We start from the raw sequence: 15819 nt of genomic DNA on the forward strand, positions 1-15819 counted from the left end.
GCGCGGCTTCGACAGCGAGACCACGGCGAACCGTCAGGAGGGTTCATGAGCACGCCCCCGAACGATCCCGTCCCTCCGAGTCCCACGCCTCCGCCGGGGCCCGGCCCCGCGCCCGGGCCGGGACCGCTGCCGGGACCGGCCCCCGGACCCGGCGGTCCGGACCCCGTCCCGCCCGCGCCGCCCCAGCCGGAACCGGACCCGCCGGCCCCGACCCCGCCCCCGGAGCCCTTCCCGCAACCCGGCCCGCTGCCCCCGCCGGGCCCCGGACCGGAACCGGTGACCTGAGCGTTCCGCGCGTCGGCCCCGCCCGAGGAAGACAGGGCGGGGCCGACGCGCGTACGGGACGGGCCGTCCGGCCGGGGAGCTCAGCCGGTGCCGAGCGGCGGCACCCGCTCGGACGCGGGAGGCGGCCCGGGCGCCGTGCCGTCGCCGAACGGGCGCCCGCCGAGCTCCTCCCGGCCGTGCGCCGAGAGCCAGTTGCGGGGATCCGGGCCCAGGGGGACGATCCCCGTCGGATTGATGTCGCGGTGGACGACGTAGTAGTGCGTCTTGATCTGCTCGAAGTCGACGGTGTCGCCGAAACCGGGCGTCTGGAACAGGTCCCGCGCGTACCCCCACAGCGCCGGGAGCTCGGTCAGCTTCCGGCGGTTGCACTTGAAGTGGCCGTGGTAGACGGCGTCGAACCGCACGAGGGTCGTGAAGAGGCGGACGTCGGCCTCCGTGATCGTGTCCCCGACCAGATAGCGCCGGTTCCCAAGCCGCTCCTCCAGCCATTCCAGCCGGTCCCACAGCCTCCGGTACGCCTTGTCGTACGCCTCCTGGCCGCTCGCGAAACCGCACTTGTAGACGCCGTTGTTGACGTCCCGGTACACCTTCTCGGCCACGTCGTCGATCTCGTCGCGCCACTTCTCCGGATAGAGCTCCGGCGCGCCGTCCCGCTGATGAGCCGTCCACTGGCTGCCCAGGTCGAGCGTGATCTGCGCGAAGTCGTTGGTCACCACCGCGCCGGTGGGGACGTCGACGATCGCGGGCACGGTGATCCCGCGCGCGTAGGCGGGGTCCCGCCGGAAGAACGCCTCCTGGAGCCGTTCGATCCCGAGGACCGGGTCCCTGCCGTCCGGGTCCAGGTGGAAGGACCAACTGCGCTCGTCGTGCACGGGCCCCGCGATGCCCATCGACAGGACGTCCTCCAGGCCCATGAGGCGCCGGACGATCGCGGCCCGGTTCGCCCACGGGCACGCGCGGGCGATGACCAGCCGGTACCGTCCGGGCTCCACGGGATACCCGTCCCGGCCGTCGGCCGTGACCCTCGTCGTGATGTAGTTCCGGTCGCGCTCGTACTCACCGTCGCCAGCCATGGCCACGAGCGTAGCCCGCTCCGTACGGCTCCGCCCGGGATCAGCCGGCGGCGCCGCCCGGTCCTCCGGGCTTCGCCCGCAGGACCGGCATCATCGTCTCGACGGCGGCGTCCCGTGCCAGGTGGTCGAGGATCATCCGGTTGATCCGCTCCGGCTGCTCCAGCGGCACCAGGTGGGAGGCGCCGGGCACCACGGCCAGCTGTGCCCCGGGGATCGCGCGGTAGAGGGCGGCGGTGTGTTCGAGCGTCATCAGGTCGTCGTCGCCGACCACGACCAGGGTGGGCGCCCGTACGCCTCCCAGCTCCTCGGGAGAGAGCGTCGGCTGGGTCCGCCACATGTCGACCACCTTGGCCGCCACCACCGGCCAGTGGTCGGCGCCGTCCGGCGTGACGGCCGCGTACATCTCGCGGAAGAACTCCATGTCCGGGCTGTCGGGCGTCATCTCGTCGAGCACCGCCGGATCGGTGAAGCACTCGGGACCGGGGCGGAAGTTCGCCCCGATCGCCACGATCCCGCGGACCAGGTCGGGCCGGGCGGCGGCGACGAGCAGCGCGACGACACCGCCGTCGCTCCATCCGACCAGATGCGCGGGCCCCCCGACCACCCGCTCCAGGAACGCCACCGTGTCGTCCGCCATGTCCCGGTACGACAGCGGCCCGGTCACGTCGGGGGTGTGCCCGTGCGCGCGCCGCTCGGGCAGGAAGAGGCGGTAAGCGGCGGCGAGGTCGGGGCGCTGGGCGCCCCACGTCTCGTTGGTGCAGAAGCCGCCGTGCAACAGGACCAGCGGGTCGCCCTCGCCCTCGGTCTCGTACCAGGTCCTGACCCCAGGAAGGTCAGCGTATGCGCCCATCGTCCCAGGCCCTCTCCGGCTCGCCCCCTGCCCCCGCCCAGTCTCCGCCGGGCGCCGGAGGGCCGCAAACGGTGGTCCCACCGGCCCGCGCGGCACCCGCCGGCCGGCGTTCGAACACGCCACGGGGGTTCGAACGGAGAAGACGGGGCACCCGGTCATTCCGATCAGAGAGGGGTGAAGGGGCATGAGCGCAGGGGGGTCGACCACGGCCGTCGCGAGAAGAGCGGCCCGTGGGGACGTGGTGCGAGCGGGAGCCCGGGCGGGATTCGTCGCGCGCGGAGTCCTGTACCTGCTCATCGGGGTCCTGGCCGTCCGCATCGGCCTGACGGGCACGGGCGAGCAGGCCGACAAGGGGGGCGCCCTCGCGCAGGTCGCCGAAACGCCGTTCGGAGCGGTGATCCTCTGGGCCCTCGGCATCGGGCTCGTCGGGATGGCGCTGTGGCGCCTCTCGGAGGCCCTGTTCGGCGGCGCGGGCCCGAAGGGTGACAAACCTGCCAAGCGGGCCGTGTCCGCCGCCCGGTTCGTCTTCTACGCCGTCTCGGCCTTCTTCGTCCTGTCCTTCGCGGCGGGGAACCGGGACAGCGGCGCCGGCTCGACCGACCGTCAGAGCCACGACATCACCGGCCGCCTCCTCGACCTTCCGGCAGGGCAGTGGCTGGTCGGCGCGGCGGCCGTGGGCTTCCTGGGCGCGGGCCTGTGGATGGGCGGCCGGGCCGTGATGCGGAAGTACCGCAAGCGCCTGACGTGGGCCGCGATGTCCGAGAAGCAGCGGCGCTTCATGGACGTGACCGGCGTCGCCGGGGGCGTCGGACGCGGACTCGTCTTCGCAGCCATCGGCTTCTTCGGCCTGAAGGCGGCCGTCCAGTTCGACCCGAACGAGGCCAAGGGCATGGACGACGCGATCCGTTCGTTCGCACAGACCCCCGCCGGGCCGTGGCTGCTGGTCGCCGTGGCCGTCGGACTCGTCCTCTTCGGGACCTTCTCCTTCGGCCAGGCGAAGTGGCGCGACGTCTGATCCGCCGGCCTCGGCCCGGGCGCCCCGCACGCGCACGCGTGCGGGGCGTTTCCGTGCGGGGCGTCTCCACGACCGCGGCTCAGTCGCCGTAGCGGCCGGTGTCGACCTCCCAGCGGTGGTAGCCGGCGATCCAGGAGGCGAGACCGTCGACGTACCGGCGGGCGGCCTCGTGCCCGGCGGGGGAGAGGCCGAGGAGGTCGCAGATCCCCGGGACCTCGGCGGAGAGCCCCACGAAGCGGTCGACCATCCCCTGGGCCTCGCGCATCACCTGGGCGGCCGCCTCCTCGGGGGTGCCGCCGCGCTCCTCGCGGACGATCATCACCATGTTGGCGACATCGCCCCGCGCCAGCTCCTGCGCGTACGAGTGCACGTCGTTGGTGAACGACGGTATGTCGGCCGCCAGCTGGCGCATCAGACGGAGGGTCGGATGGTGCAGCACCTCCTGCGGCACCTCGAACCGGTTGAGCCGCTCGACCATGTCGAAGAGCGTCTCCATGGCGGCCGTGCCCCGGCGGAGCGCCAGATAGCCCTCCCGGTCCGGGCGCCGCCCGGAGAGCCGCCCGGCGGCCTCGGCGGGGTGGCAGGCGAAGTACCACTCCCAGTTGTAGGCGCTCCTGGCCCGCCACCGGGCGGACATGCCGCGCGCACTGCGCTCCCAGAGGTCGGCGAAGGCCCGCTCCACGGGGGTGCGGGCGCCGGGCGGGGGGCCGTCCCCGTGCAGGAGGGCCGTCAACCGGGTGCAGACCTCCGCCACCCGCGCCGGGGACCGGCCGAGACCACTGTCGAACCCGTCGTCGAAGAGGAAGTAGAAGCCGAGCAGGTCCACGGCGAGGGCGAGGTCGCCGGTGGCGCAGTCGGGACTGGTCAACGCGGCGAGCCGGGGCACGTCCCACCGGTCGTACACCGCCCGGTCGACGGCCCCGCCCAGTCCCTCGTGGCGCCGCAGCCACTCCTGGTGGAGCAGGGCGGCGGGCTCCCGGTCCGGATGGCTGTGCGGCGGGAAGGGAAGGTCGAGCACTGCGGCATGGAACACGGGCACCCCCAGAGCATCGGGCCCGGGTGCCCCCAACGCCCCCCGGCGCGATCGAAGATTACTTGAATTGATCACTAACTGCCAGGAATAACAAGGGGATCGAATCCGGATCGCCCCGGCCGGAAACCGGTCGGCGGTCGCGGCGGCGGCCGCCCGGCGTGGTCAGCGGCGATCCGTTCCGCGCGGCCGCCGCCGGCCCCCCGGAGCCCGGCCCGGACCTGTCCGAGACCCGCCTCCGGTCCCTCACGTAGAGTGGGGCCCGGGCCGTGACTGGCGCTTGAGGTGGACCACCACCGGGGAGCGGCCCGGCGGAGCGCGCCCCCTGGCGCGATCGTGCCGAATGCCGTGCGCCTGGGCGAACCATTCGGTCAGAGACGACGCCCGGGAGTTTCCATGTCCACCAGCACCGCCGCCCTCATGGACGGTACGGCCCTCGCCCGCCGCACGGTCGAGGAGACCGCCGCCCGCGCCGCCGAGGTCACCCGCCGCACCGGCGTCACCCCCTGTCTCGCGACCGTCCTGGTCGGCGAGGACCCGGCCTCCGTGACGTACGTGAAGATGAAGCGGAACCGCTGCGCGCAGGCCGGGATCCGCTCCCGGCACGTCGAGCTGCCCGCCACCACGACGACCGAGGAGCTCGTCGCCGCGATCACCGCCCTCTCCCTGGACCCCGAGGTCCACGGCATCCTCCTCCAGCACCCGGTCGGCCCCCACATCGACGAGCGCGCCGCCTTCGAGGCGATCGCCCCGGAGAAGGACGTCGACGGCGTCACCACGGCCTCCTTCGCCGCCATGGGCTTCGGCCTCCCCGGCTTCGTCTCCTGCACGCCCGGCGGCATCATGCGCCTCCTCGACGCGTACGACGTCGAGCTGAGCGGCAAGCGGGCCGTCGTGGTGGGGCGCAGCGCCATCCTCGGCAAGCCGGCCGGTCTGCTCCTCCTCGGCCGCGACGCCACCGTCACCTACTGCCACTCCCGCACCCGGGACCTCTCCTCGGTCGTCCGCGAGGCCGACGTCCTCGTCGCCGCCGTCGGCAGGCCGAACTTCATCAAGGGCGAGGACATCAAGCCCGGTGCCGTCGTCGTCGACGCCGGATACAACCCGGGCAACGTCGGCGACGTCGACTTCGCGTCGGCCGCCGAGCGCGCCTCCCTCATCACCCCGGTCCCCGGCGGTGTCGGCCCCATGACCATCGCCGTGCTCCTCGCCCAGACGGTCGAGGGCGCCGAGCGCCAGCTGGGCCTGTAGGACGACCGTGGCGGAGAGGCGGCAGGGCGCGCGTTCGGCGGTCCGCACCGTGCTGTACGGGCGGCGCCCGGCCGACGGGGAAAGCCCGCGGCGCGGGCGCCGACCGGCGGCGCGGCGCGTCGGCCGGTTCGGCACGCCGCTCGTCCCGCTGCTCACGGCCGCCCTGGTGGCGACCGTCTTCCTCTCCGTCCGGGACGACGGCGGGAACGACGGGACCACGACCGGCGCACCGTCCTCCACCGTCACCGGGGCCGCCGGCCCGGACACCACCCCTTCCGCGACCGGCGGCCCGGCGCCCGGCACGTCCGGCACGTCCGGCGCCGGGGCCACCGACACGCCGGAGCCCGGTACGACGGGGGACGGCGCGCCGACGACCGCGCCCGCCCGGGACGGCACGCCGACGCGTACGGGGTCCGAGGGACGGACCCCGCGCACGAGCACGCCACCGGCGCCGTCCCGGGACGGGAACACCGCACCCGCGCAGACCGCCCCGGCCCCCTCCGGGCGCCCGAAGGGCGAACGACGCCCCGAGCGGCCCGTCTCCTTCGAGGCGCTGCGCGTGGGCGACTGCTTCGACATCGACCGCGACGCGCCGGGCACCGCCGTCCGCCGCCCCTGCGACACGCCGCACTCCGCCGAACTCGTCGCCCGGCCCCGGCTGACCGGCCGCTACGCCACGGACCGGGCGGTGAAGGAGGCGGCCGCGGCACTCTGCCGCGAGCCGCTGCGCCGCAAGGCCGCCCGGCAGCCGCTCGGCACGCGCTGGACGACCTTCGTCCAGTACCCGTACCGGACGAGCCACCTCCTCGGCTCGGACACCGTCGCCTGCAGCCTGGTCGCCCCCTCCACGGCCGGCGGCAGGATCAGCCACCGGCTCAGATGACACCCAACCGGTGCGGGCGGGACCTCGTCGGTCCGGGCGGCCGGTACTCCGCCGGGCCGGGTGGTCGGCACCCTGTGCGTCCGGGTGGCGTCCCGTCGGGCCGGGACCCGGCGGCCCCGGCCCCGTGCGGCCTCCCGACTCAGCCGGCGCCCGCCGCGAAGGCGGTGGCCAGGGCCGCCGCCGGGTCCCGGTCCGACGGACCCGCCGGAGCCCAACGGCCGGCGGACTTGAGGTACGGCCACCAGCGGCCGTCCTCGCCGAGCCGCAGCTGCGCCTCCGCGCCCACGGCCGTCCACCGTGCGCCGCCCGCCCGCCGCAGCACCGGCCGCTCGTCGTCCTCCCAGGCCTCCGCGAGCCGCGCCCCGGCACGGACCAGCGCCTCGGCGTCCGGTGTCCACTCCTCCTCCAGTACGGCGAGGGCGGCGGCGCCCCCGAACCGCCACGCGCGCGTGGCGAGGTCCATGTCCGCCCGCGACCGGCCCGAACCGGCGGCGAGCCGCGCCGCGACCCACGGAGCGGGGGCGTCCGCGGCGAGCCGCACCGCGTCCTGGGCACCCGTCAGGCCCGCCTCCGCCAACTCCGGTGCGTCCCCGCCCGCCCCCAGCGCCTCGACGAGCAGCCGGTGCGCACGGCCGGCCGCGTCCGCCGCGAGGAATTCGAGGGCCGCCGGCTCCACTCCCGGCTCCGGCTCGGTGTCCGTGTCCAGGCACGGCACCCGGCCCGGCGCCTCCGGGGCGACCGGAGGCGCGGGCAGCGGCGGCAGCAGGAACGCCGACGCGTACGCCTCCTCGGCCGACACGCCCGGCATCCCACCGGTGTCCTCGGGGGAACCGCCGTCCCCGTCGCGCGCCACGGGAGCGGCGGCGCGCGAGGCACTGCGCGCCTGGAGCTGGTCCAGCAGGGTGCGCTCGCCGCGTCCGCGCATCAGGAGCAGCACGAAGGGGTCCTCGTCCAGGAGGCGCGCCACCTGGTAGCAGAGCGCCGCCGTGTGCGGGCAGTGGTCCCAGGCCTCGCAGCCGCACTCCGGATCGAGGTCGCCGACGCCCGGCAGCAGATCGATCCCGGCCGCCGCCGCGTCCTCCACCAGGTGCGGCGGCATCTCGCGGTCGAGGAGCGCCGCGATGTGGCCCGCGCTGTCCACCGCGAGGTCGAGCAGCCGCTCCCACTCCTCCTCGGAGAACTCCCGCACCAGCACGTCGCTCCGGTGCGCCGTGCCGTCCCGGTCCTTGACCACCGCGGTGATCCGGCCGGGCCGCACCGACACGGCGCCCACCGCCCCCGCGCGCGCGTGCCGGCGTCCCGCCTTGAGCTGCTGGTTGTCGAGCGCCGTGTCCTCCAGGGCCTTGAGCCACGTCAGGCCCCACCAGGTCCGGGTGAACGCCCCGCCCCGGGCCGGCGGCAGCGCCGCGAACGTCCGCTCGTCGTTCCCGTGTCCGTACTCGCTCATCGTCCGTCCCCTCGCAGTCGCACCAGCTCGGCCAGTTCGGCGTCGGTCAGTTCGGTCAGCTCCGGCGGCATGTCCCCGCCTGCGCCGAGGACGGAGTCCGCCAGCTCCCGCTTGCGGTCGAGCATCGCGGCGATCCGGTCCTCGATCGTGCCCTCGGCGATCAGCCGGTGGACCTGCACCGGCCGGTCCTGCCCGATCCGGTACGCGCGGTCGGTGGCCTGGGCCTCCACCGCCGGGTTCCACCAGCGGTCGTAGTGCACGACGTGCTCGGCGCGGGTGAGGTTGAGCCCCGTGCCGGCGGCCTTCAGGGAGAGCAGGAAGACCGGGACCTCGCCGTCCTGGAAGCGGGCGACCATGGCCTCCCGCTCCGCGACCGGCGTGCCCCCGTGCAGGAACTGCGTCCGCACGCCCCGCGCCGCGAGGTGCGTCTCCAGGAGCCGGGCCATCCCCACGTACTGGGTGAAGACCAGGGTGGCGGCGCCCTCGGCGAGGATCGTGTCGAGGAGTTCGTCGAGCAGTTCCAGCTTGCCCGACCGTCCTTCGATCCTCGGGGCCTCCTCCTTGAGGTACTGGGCGGGGTGGTTGCAGATCTGCTTGAGCCCCGTCAGGAGCTTCACCACGAGGCCGCGGCGCGCCATGCCGTCGGCCGCGGAGATCGCCGCCAGCGTCTCCCGCACCACCGCCTCGTACAGACCGGCCTGTTCGGGCGTCAGCGACACGGTCCGGTCGGTCTCCGTCTTCGGTGGCAGCTCGGGCGCGATCCCGGGGTCCGACTTGCGGCGGCGCAGCAGGAACGGCCGGACGAGCGCGGCGAGGCGCGCGGCGGCGGCCGGGTCCCCGCCTCCCTCGACGGCGGCGGCGAACCGGGTGCGGAAGGCGCCCAGGGTGCCGAGCAGTCCCGGCGTGGTCCAGTCGAGGATCGCCCACAGCTCGGAGAGGTTGTTCTCCACCGGGGTGCCGGACAGCGCCACGCGTGCGCGTGCCCCGATGGTCCGCAACCGGCGGGCCGTCGCCGAGTACGGGTTCTTGACGTGCTGGGCCTCGTCCGCGACGACGAGCCCCCAGTTCCGCTCGGCGAGCCGCTCGGCGTCGAGCCGCATCGTGCCGTACGTGGTGAGGACGAAGCCGCCGTCGGGGAGCCCGTCCAGGTCGCGGGCGGTCCCGTGGAAGCGGCGCACCGGCGTGCCGGGCGCGAACTTCTCGATCTCCCGCTGCCAGTTGCCCATGAGCGAGGTCGGGCAGACGACGAGGGTGGGGCCCGCCGTCGCCGGGTCGGTCTGCCGGTGCAGGTGCAGGGCGATGACCGTGATCGTCTTGCCGAGGCCCATGTCGTCGGCGAGGCAGCCGCCGAGACCGAGCGAGGTCATCCGGTGCAGCCAGTCGAGCCCGCGCAGCTGGTAGTCGCGCAGGGTCGCGGCGAGCGCGGCGGGCTGGACCACCTCGGGCCGGCCGCCCTCGGGGTGTGCGAGCCGTTCCCGCAACCGCTCCAGCGGGCCGGTCGCCGCCACCTCGACGGTCCGCCCGTCGACCTCGGTCGTCCCGGTGAGGACGGCCGAGAGCGCGTCCACCGGCGTGACCTTGCGGTCCTGCTGGGTCCTGGCGCTGCGCACCTCGGCCGGATCGACGAGGACCCATCGGTCGCGCAGCCGCACGAGGGGCCGCCCGGCCTCGGCGAGCCGGTCGAGCTCGGCACGGGACAGCTCGTGTTCCCCCACGGCGAAACGCCAGTTGAAAGCGAGGAGGGAATCGGCGGCGAGGAGGGAGGGCAGGGAGGAGGCACCCGCGCCGGTCCCGGGACCGGCATCGGTGTCGGCCTCGGCGCGGACGTCGGTACGGGCAGCGCCGGTATCCGTGTCAGGAGCGGAGTCGGGCGCGTACGGGCCGATCACCGCCCGGGCCGTCAGCCGGTCGGCGAGTTTGCGCGGCCAGTGGACCTGGACGCCAAGGGCCGCGAGGGCGTCGGCCGCCGGACCCAGGAGCTCCGTGACCTCCTCGTCGGCCAGCTCGACCGTGTCGGGAACGGCCGCCGACAGGAGCGGGGAGAGCGGGGGCCAGGCGCGGGCGGCGCGCCGGAGGGCGAGAAGGGCGTCCATACGGGCGCGGGGCCCGAACGCCGCCCCGACCGGCCCGGATCCCGACCACACCTCGGCCGCGTCCGCGACCAGGGCCGGATCCGCGATGCCGTGCAGCTGGAGCACCGCGCGGAAGCCGGGCGCCTCCTCCGACTCGGCGGTGAAGCCGGGCAGTTCGAGGCGGAGCGAGAGGCGGACGCCCGCGTCGTGCACGGCGGCCACGTCGGCCGCCCACGCCCGCTGCTCGGGGAACGTCCCCGGCTCCTCGGCGGCGAAGGCGGGTCCGCCGGCCGCCAGCGGGGCCGCCGGGGTGCGCGGCAGGGCGTCCGCGACGGCGTCGGCGAAGGCCCGGAGCAGCGCCTCGGGTTCGGGCAGCAGGGGTGGAGCGCCGGGGGAGGCGAGGGGGAGGGGGACGGCGTGGGCCGTGGGCGGCATCGACGCGGCGAGCGTACGGAGCTTCTCCAGCTCCCCGGGGCCGAGCGGTCCGGCCCGCCACGCGTCGTGGTCGCCGGGCGTGAGACCGGGCAGGAGCAGACCGCGTGCCACGAGGTCGAGGGCGAGCAGCCCGGCGGCGCCCCAGAAGGCGGCGGCGGGGGACGCGCCCTCCGAGAACCGGGCGCGGACGAGCAGCGGCAGGGCGTCCCGTACGGAGAGGGTGCGGGCGGGGACGGTCACGGGCCGGAGGGTGTCGTCGTGCACAACCGTGAGTTCGGTGACGGCCGCCGGGGTTCCGGAGGGGCCCGGCAACGGCTCGCCGTCCGGCGACCAGAAGGCGATCCGTCCGGCGCGGGGCGGATCGGCGGGGAGGAAGACCGCGGAGTGGTGGAAGAGCTTCCGGGTGGGTTCACGGGCGGAATCATCGGGTCCGTGCGGCAGCGACAACGCATTCCTCAAATTTGACTACTGGAGCTTCGAGCGGCCGAGGATACCTCACGGGAGCACTCGGTGGGCATTCATTTCGAGTGATCCACGCCACAGGAGGCGCCGTGACCACGCCACAAGCGCACCGCGACTGCGCCACAGAGGCGCCGCGACCACGCCACAGGCGCGCCGCGACCGCGCAACAGGGGCGCCACGGGGCGGACTCCCCCTCACGAGGGTGGGGCTCTCCCCACCCGGTTCCCCCGGACCGCCCCCGGCCCGGGACGGGTGGTGACGCCATGGCTCCCGGTGGTCACGCGTCCGTACGTTCGGTGGGCGCCCACCGAACGACCCGCCGCCCCCTGGAAACCGGAGCCCGCCATGTCCCAGACCACCGTCCTGCCCCCGGCCGCCGCACCCCCCGCGGCGCCCGCCCGCGTCAGGGGCGGCAGCGAGTTCGCCCCGCTCCTGCGGACGGTCAAGGAACAGGGCCTCCTCGCACACCGACCCGGCTGGTACGCCCGCGCCATCGTCCTCAACCTCCTCGGCATCGCCGCCGTGGTGGCCGGGCTCGCCCTCGTCGGGCCCTCCTGGTGGGCCCTCCCGCTCGCCGTCCCCCTCGCCCTGTTCTCCGCCCGTGCCGCCTTCGTCGGCCACGACGCCGGCCACGCACAGATCACCGCCGACCGCCGAACGAGCCGCGCCGTCCAGCTCGTCCACGCCAACCTCCTCCTCGGGATGAGCCGGGAGTGGTGGAACGACAAGCACAACCGCCACCACGCGAACCCCAACCACCTCGACAAGGACCCGGACGTCGCCGCCGACGTCCTCGTCTTCGCCGAGCACCAGACGGCGGGCCGCACGGGCCTGCGCGGCTTCCTCACCCGCCACCAGGCCGCGCTGTTCTTCCCGCTGACGACCCTGGAGGGCATCGCGCTCAAGGCGTACGGGATCCGGGCCCTCCTCGCGAAGGACGGCCCCTGCCGCACCCGGCGCGAACGGCTCGTCGAGGGCGGCCTGCTCCTCGCCCACTTCGCCGGGTACGCGACCCTGCTCCTCGCCCTTCTCACCCCCGCCCAGGCCCTGGTCTTCGCCCTGCTCCACCAGATGCTCCTCGGCGTCCACCTGGGCATGGCCTTCGCCCCCAACCACAAGGGCATGGAACGGCCGGACCAGCACGAGGACGGCGACGGCTGGGGCCATCTGCGCCGCCAGGTGCTCACCTCGCGCAACATCCGCGGCGGCGCCCTCACCGACTGGTTCCTCGGTGGCCTCAACTACCAGGTCGAGCACCACCTCTTCCCCAGCATGCCCCGCCCCAACCTCCGGCTCGCCCAGCCCGCCGTACGGGCCCACTGCGCCGCCCTCGGCGTGCCGTACACGGAGACCGGCTTCGTGGACTCGTACCGCCAGGCCCTCGGGCACCTGCACGAGGTGGGAGCGCCCCTGCGCTCCGGGAGCGTGCCGCCGGCCGGAGAAGGCGCGACACCGGGGGGACTCATCCCGTCAGCGCGCAGGAGTTGACCACGTCACCGCCCGCCGGCCGCGCGATCGTGCGGTCCGCGGGCGGCGTCGCGCCCTCCTCGACCCAGCGCGTCAGCGCGTCGAACGCCGAGCGGTAACAGGGCAGGATCGGCCGCAGCCGGTCCGGGTACGTGTCGTACAGGCCGTCCGTGTGCGTCCCGCCCCGCACCGTGTAGTACCGGTGCAGCCGGCCCCGCCCCCGGTCGTCGACCATCCGCGCGTACACGTCGGAGTCGGTGGCGATGGGCAACAGGGCGTCCAGGTCGCCGTGGAGGGTGATGAGGGGCTTGCCGATCCGCCCCGTGAGCGCGACCTTCGCGACGGCGCGGTGGACGGACGCCGGCCGGGAGGCGTAGTCGTACGACGCGTCCGACGCACAGGGCGCGAAGATCTCCTCCGTGGTCCGGCCGGCGGTGGAACCGGGGCAGGCCGGGTCGTACGAGGGGTCGAACTCGGCCCGGAAGATCTTCTGCGTCAACCCCCAGTACGCCCGCTCGTGGTACGGCCAGAGGAAGCGCGAGTCCGGTGCGAAACCGGCCCCGACCAGGTCCTCGTCGGTGGCCCGCCCCAGGGAGCGCGCCACGGTGACGGGCAGGCCCGTCAGGAGGTTGGGACCGTCGGCGGTCCACAGCACGCCCTCCCAGTCGACCCCGCCGTCGTACAGCTCGGGCCGGTTCTCCAGCTGCCAGCGCGTCAGGTAGCCGGCGTTGGAGACACCGGTCATGTACGTGTGCTCCGGGGCCCGCCCGTACCGCTGCCGCACGGCCTTCCCGGCGGCGAGCGTCAGCTCGGTCACCCGGCGGTTCCATTCGGCGACCGCGTCGCCGGGCCTCCGCCCGTCGGTAAAGAAGTCCGGACCGGTGTTGCCCTTGTCGGTCGAGGCGTAGGCGAAGCCCCGGGCGAGCACCTGGTCCGAGATCAGCGCGTCCGTGGAGTACTGGCGGCGGGTGCCGGGCGCACCGGTGACGACGAGCCCGCCGTTCCAGCGGTCCGGCAGCCGGATGACGAACTGCGCGTCGTGGGCCCAGCCGTGCGTGGCGTTGAGCCGCGAGTCGTCGGGGAAGTAGCCGTCGATCTGGACACCCGGCACCCCCGAGGGGTTGCGGGTCCCCTTCGCGGCGAGACCGGCCTGGTCCGCCATGTCGGTGTACGGCGTGCCCGCGAGCCCCGCGGTCGTCAGGTCGTCCAGACAGGCGGACCGCTGGTGTGCGGCGCCGGGCACGTGGAGCCGGTCCTGACGCGCGCAGTGCGCGGCGGCGGCCCCCGGCTCGGCCCCGGCGGGGGACGCGGGCGCGAGGACGGTGACCCCGGCCAGGAACGCGGCGAACAGGGAGACGCCCGGGAACAGGCGCATGGTGGGCCTCCGGTGGGACGGGAAAGAAGGGGATCAGCGCCACATCGTGCGGCGTGCCCCTTCCGCCGGGCCATGGTCGGAGACCACACCTCGGGCCGTCGTTCTATGGGGAGCACCCCGGACCGGGCCGCGGACCGGTCCGCGGATCGGGGCCGGATCGGGGCCCCGGACCCGTCGCGTCCCCGGCTCATTAGGCTGCGGGGATGGACATTCCCTCGGTCGACGAGATCCGCGCGCTGCACAGGAAACACGCTCCTCATAAGGAGGCACTTGAACTCGTCCTCACCCACTGCGAGATCGTGTGGCGGATCGCCGAAAGCCTGCTCCCGCACGCGGACGGGGACCCCGATCCGGAGCTCGTGCGCGCGGGGTGCCTGCTGCACGACATCGGGGTGTACCGCCTGTACGACGCCGAGGGACGCCTCGACGGCGGGAACTACATACGGCACGGAATCCTGGGCCACGAGCTCCTGGCGGCCGAAGGGCTCCCGGAGGCCGTGTGCCGGTTCTGCTCGTGCCACACGGGCGTCGGACTGACCGAGGAGGACGTGCTCGCGCAGGGGCTGCCGCTGCCGCCGGCCGACTACGTCGCGGTCACGCCGGAGGAACGCCTGGTCATGTACGCTGACAAGTTCCACAGCAAGAGCACACCGCCGAGGTTCCTGTCCCCGGAGACCTACGCGGTGTCCGTGGGCCGGTTCGGCCGGGACAAGGTCGCGGCCTTCGGGGCGCTGCGCGCGGCCTACGGGGACCCGGAGCTCGACGGCCTGGCCGCCGCGTACGGGCACGCCCTGACCTGAGGCCCGGAGCCGCAGGATCTCCGGAGCCGCGGAATCTCCGGAGCCGCGGGATCTCCGGAGCCGCGGGGAAGGGGCCTGCTCAGGCCGGGCGCACGGCCATCGCGTCGAGGCCCTTGAGGAGCGCGGGCAGCCTCTCCCCCCGCGCCACCGGCAGCACCTCGCGCGGTACCGCGTCGAGCAGGACGAACGCCATGTCGTCGACCTTCGCCACGAGCGACCAGCCGGGGCCGTCCGCGCGCAGCAGCCGCGCGTCCTCCTCGGCGCCGGCGGCCGACCGCACCCGCCCCACCGGCGGCGGCTCCTCCAGATAGGCGTGCAGCTCGTCCAGGACCCTCCTGACGCCGTCGTACGGATCACCGGCCCCGCCGCTCCCGCTGCCCTCTCCGGCTCCGGCGGGCACGGCCGACGACGTGCCGTCACCGTCACGGGCCTCCGGGGCGTCCTCCGCGTACGTGCCGTCGTCGCCGATCCGGGACCGCCAGGCGGCCCACTGGAGCGCCACCTGGTCGGCGCCCAGCCGGCGCTGGGCCGGGCCCCACTCGTCGCCCGACGGCGGGGCCAGCGGGGCGGGGTCGCCCTCCTCGGGTTCCGGGTTGTGCGGGGCCGGCACCCCCGGGGCCGCGGTGGCCACGGGAAGCGGCCAGCCCGGCAGCCCGGCGACCACGGACCGCTCGTCCGGAGACAGGTCGTAGGCCATGCCGCAGTCCCAGGAGGAGATGGCCACGGCGACCAGCGAGACGTCGTCGACGACCACCGTCCAGCGGGCCCCCAGGCCGTCCTGGCCGAAGACGAGCCCGTACCCCGCCGGGTGCGGCCCGAGTCCCAGCGCCGCGCAGGCCGCCGGATAGTCGTCCCCGAGCACGCTCGGGAAGCGCGCGGGCGTCAGCAGCGCGGCGGTCAGCACGAACAGCGCGTCGGCGTCGCCGGCGCCGTCGGCGATCGGGTCCGTCCCAGCCACAGCATCCTCCCCATCCGGTCGTCGGCGCACCTTAACCAGTGAGTAACCCGTGCGTCGAGGGTCCCGCCGCGGAAGGCCGTGCCCGTCGGCCGGGCGTCACGCCGATTCGTTCCGCAGGCCGAGCAGCGAGCGGGCCACGACGAGCGGTGACTCGTTCCGCTGCCGGGCGAGCGTCACGAGGGCCCGGCAGGCCAGTTCGTTCACGCCGAAGGAGAGCGCGCCGGGGGAGACGCGGTTCGCGGCCTCCTCCGCCCGGACCTGGTCGTCCTCGGCGCACGCGGCCACGTACACCGCCGCCGCCTCGAAGAGGTTGTGGCCCTGCCGGGCGGGGCGCGCCGTCGTCGGCGCGGCGGCCCCGGGCGGCCTCCGGGCGAAGGGGAGGAGTCTGCGGAGTCTTTCCGGTACCTGGATCACGG

The 15819-nt window shown here is 74.9% G+C and carries 13 protein-coding genes and 1 riboswitch; of the genes, 5 read left to right on the top strand and 8 right to left on the bottom strand.

Features of this window, described 5'->3' with window-relative positions; all coding sequences use genetic code 11:
• Positions 1-365: 365 nt before the first annotated feature.
• Both OO47_RS03925 and OO47_RS03930 read right to left on the bottom strand, forming a co-directional pair.
• Positions 366-1358 carry a glutathione S-transferase family protein gene (locus OO47_RS03925; protein ID WP_030212352.1) on the bottom strand — a complete coding sequence of 331 codons (993 nt, stop codon included), beginning with the start codon at positions 1356-1358 and terminating at the stop codon, positions 366-368.
• A gap of 40 nt (positions 1359-1398) precedes the next feature.
• Positions 1399-2208: an alpha/beta fold hydrolase gene (locus OO47_RS03930; protein WP_030212355.1), complete on the bottom strand. Its 810-nt coding sequence runs from the start codon at positions 2206-2208 to the stop codon at positions 1399-1401.
• A gap of 184 nt (positions 2209-2392) precedes the next feature.
• Here OO47_RS03930 and OO47_RS03935 point away from each other — a divergent pair, with 184 nt between their 5' ends.
• Positions 2393-3223 (top strand): DUF1206 domain-containing protein, encoded by an 831-nt coding sequence (locus tag OO47_RS03935; protein WP_030212358.1) that lies wholly within the window; start codon positions 2393-2395, stop codon positions 3221-3223.
• A gap of 79 nt (positions 3224-3302) precedes the next feature.
• Here the strand turns inward: OO47_RS03935 and OO47_RS38375 are convergent, their stop codons facing one another.
• Complete coding sequence (locus OO47_RS38375; RefSeq protein ID WP_051715882.1) at positions 3303-4241, bottom strand: terpene synthase family protein; 939 nt, start codon at positions 4239-4241, stop codon at positions 3303-3305.
• 271 nt (positions 4242-4512) lie between these two features.
• Positions 4513-4620: riboswitch (ZMP/ZTP riboswitch) on the top strand.
• A 29-nt stretch (positions 4621-4649) separates the two neighbouring features.
• Here OO47_RS38375 and OO47_RS03945 point away from each other — a divergent pair.
• A complete protein-coding gene (locus OO47_RS03945; protein WP_030212364.1) occupies positions 4650-5504 on the top strand; it encodes a bifunctional 5,10-methylenetetrahydrofolate dehydrogenase/5,10-methenyltetrahydrofolate cyclohydrolase in 855 nt (284 codons plus the stop codon).
• 7 nt (positions 5505-5511) lie between these two features.
• Positions 5512-6387 carry a hypothetical protein gene (locus tag OO47_RS33845; protein WP_051715884.1) on the top strand — a complete coding sequence of 292 codons (876 nt, stop codon included), beginning with the start codon at positions 5512-5514 and terminating at the stop codon, positions 6385-6387.
• Positions 6388-6526: 139 nt separating this feature from the next.
• Here the strand turns inward: OO47_RS33845 and OO47_RS03955 are convergent, their stop codons facing one another.
• The gene (locus OO47_RS03955) at positions 6527-7834 is read right to left on the bottom strand and encodes an SWIM zinc finger family protein (protein ID WP_033207985.1); all 1308 of its coding nucleotides are present in this window, start codon (positions 7832-7834) and stop codon (positions 6527-6529) included.
• The gene (locus OO47_RS03960) at positions 7831-10782 is read right to left on the bottom strand and encodes a DEAD/DEAH box helicase (RefSeq protein ID WP_033208035.1); all 2952 of its coding nucleotides are present in this window, start codon (positions 10780-10782) and stop codon (positions 7831-7833) included. The genes OO47_RS03955 and OO47_RS03960 overlap by 4 nt, the downstream gene beginning before the upstream one ends.
• A gap of 366 nt (positions 10783-11148) precedes the next feature.
• Between OO47_RS03960 and OO47_RS03965 the strand changes: the two genes are divergently transcribed.
• Positions 11149-12291, top strand: a complete 1143-nt coding sequence (locus OO47_RS03965) for a fatty acid desaturase family protein (protein WP_234323071.1) — start codon at positions 11149-11151, stop codon at positions 12289-12291.
• Here the strand turns inward: OO47_RS03965 and OO47_RS03970 are convergent.
• Positions 12266-13645 carry a tannase/feruloyl esterase family alpha/beta hydrolase gene (locus tag OO47_RS03970; protein ID WP_030212382.1) on the bottom strand — a complete coding sequence of 460 codons (1380 nt, stop codon included), beginning with the start codon at positions 13643-13645 and terminating at the stop codon, positions 12266-12268. The two genes, OO47_RS03965 and OO47_RS03970, sit on opposite strands and share 26 nt — an antisense overlap.
• 203 nt (positions 13646-13848) lie before the next feature.
• On the opposite strand from OO47_RS03970, the gene OO47_RS03975 reads away from it, so the two are divergent.
• Positions 13849-14445 carry an HD domain-containing protein gene (locus OO47_RS03975; protein ID WP_030212385.1) on the top strand — a complete coding sequence of 199 codons (597 nt, stop codon included), beginning with the start codon at positions 13849-13851 and terminating at the stop codon, positions 14443-14445.
• Positions 14446-14524: 79 nt separating this feature from the next.
• Here the strand turns inward: OO47_RS03975 and OO47_RS03980 are convergent, their stop codons facing one another.
• The gene (locus tag OO47_RS03980) at positions 14525-15403 is read right to left on the bottom strand and encodes a hypothetical protein (RefSeq protein ID WP_030212386.1); all 879 of its coding nucleotides are present in this window, start codon (positions 15401-15403) and stop codon (positions 14525-14527) included.
• A gap of 96 nt (positions 15404-15499) precedes the next feature.
• A complete protein-coding gene (locus OO47_RS03985) occupies positions 15500-15817 on the bottom strand; it encodes a hypothetical protein (RefSeq protein ID WP_030212387.1) in 318 nt (105 codons plus the stop codon).
• Positions 15818-15819 lie beyond the last annotated feature (2 nt).

Origin of the sequence: Streptomyces bikiniensis, assembly GCF_000716625.1 — a bacterium.
In the GTDB taxonomy this organism is placed as follows: domain Bacteria; phylum Actinomycetota; class Actinomycetes; order Streptomycetales; family Streptomycetaceae; genus Streptomyces; species Streptomyces bikiniensis.

What these genes read in the sequence shown, in the direction of transcription:
- OO47_RS03945 (WP_030212364.1), top strand. Translation starts at nt 4,650, where the DNA reads ATGTCCACCAGCACCGCCGCCCTCATGGACGGTACGGCCCTCGCCCGC.
- OO47_RS03965 (WP_234323071.1), top strand. Translation starts at nt 11,149, where the DNA reads ATGTCCCAGACCACCGTCCTGCCCCCGGCCGCCGCACCCCCCGCGGCG.
- OO47_RS03970 (WP_030212382.1), bottom strand. Translation starts at nt 13,645, where the DNA reads ATGCGCCTGTTCCCGGGCGTCTCCCTGTTCGCCGCGTTCCTGGCCGGG.
- OO47_RS03975 (WP_030212385.1), top strand. Translation starts at nt 13,849, where the DNA reads ATGGACATTCCCTCGGTCGACGAGATCCGCGCGCTGCACAGGAAACAC.
- OO47_RS03930 (WP_030212355.1), bottom strand. Translation starts at nt 2,208, where the DNA reads ATGGGCGCATACGCTGACCTTCCTGGGGTCAGGACCTGGTACGAGACC.
- OO47_RS03925 (WP_030212352.1), bottom strand. Translation starts at nt 1,358, where the DNA reads ATGGCTGGCGACGGTGAGTACGAGCGCGACCGGAACTACATCACGACG.
- OO47_RS03935 (WP_030212358.1), top strand. Translation starts at nt 2,393, where the DNA reads ATGAGCGCAGGGGGGTCGACCACGGCCGTCGCGAGAAGAGCGGCCCGT.
- OO47_RS03955 (WP_033207985.1), bottom strand. Translation starts at nt 7,834, where the DNA reads ATGAGCGAGTACGGACACGGGAACGACGAGCGGACGTTCGCGGCGCTG.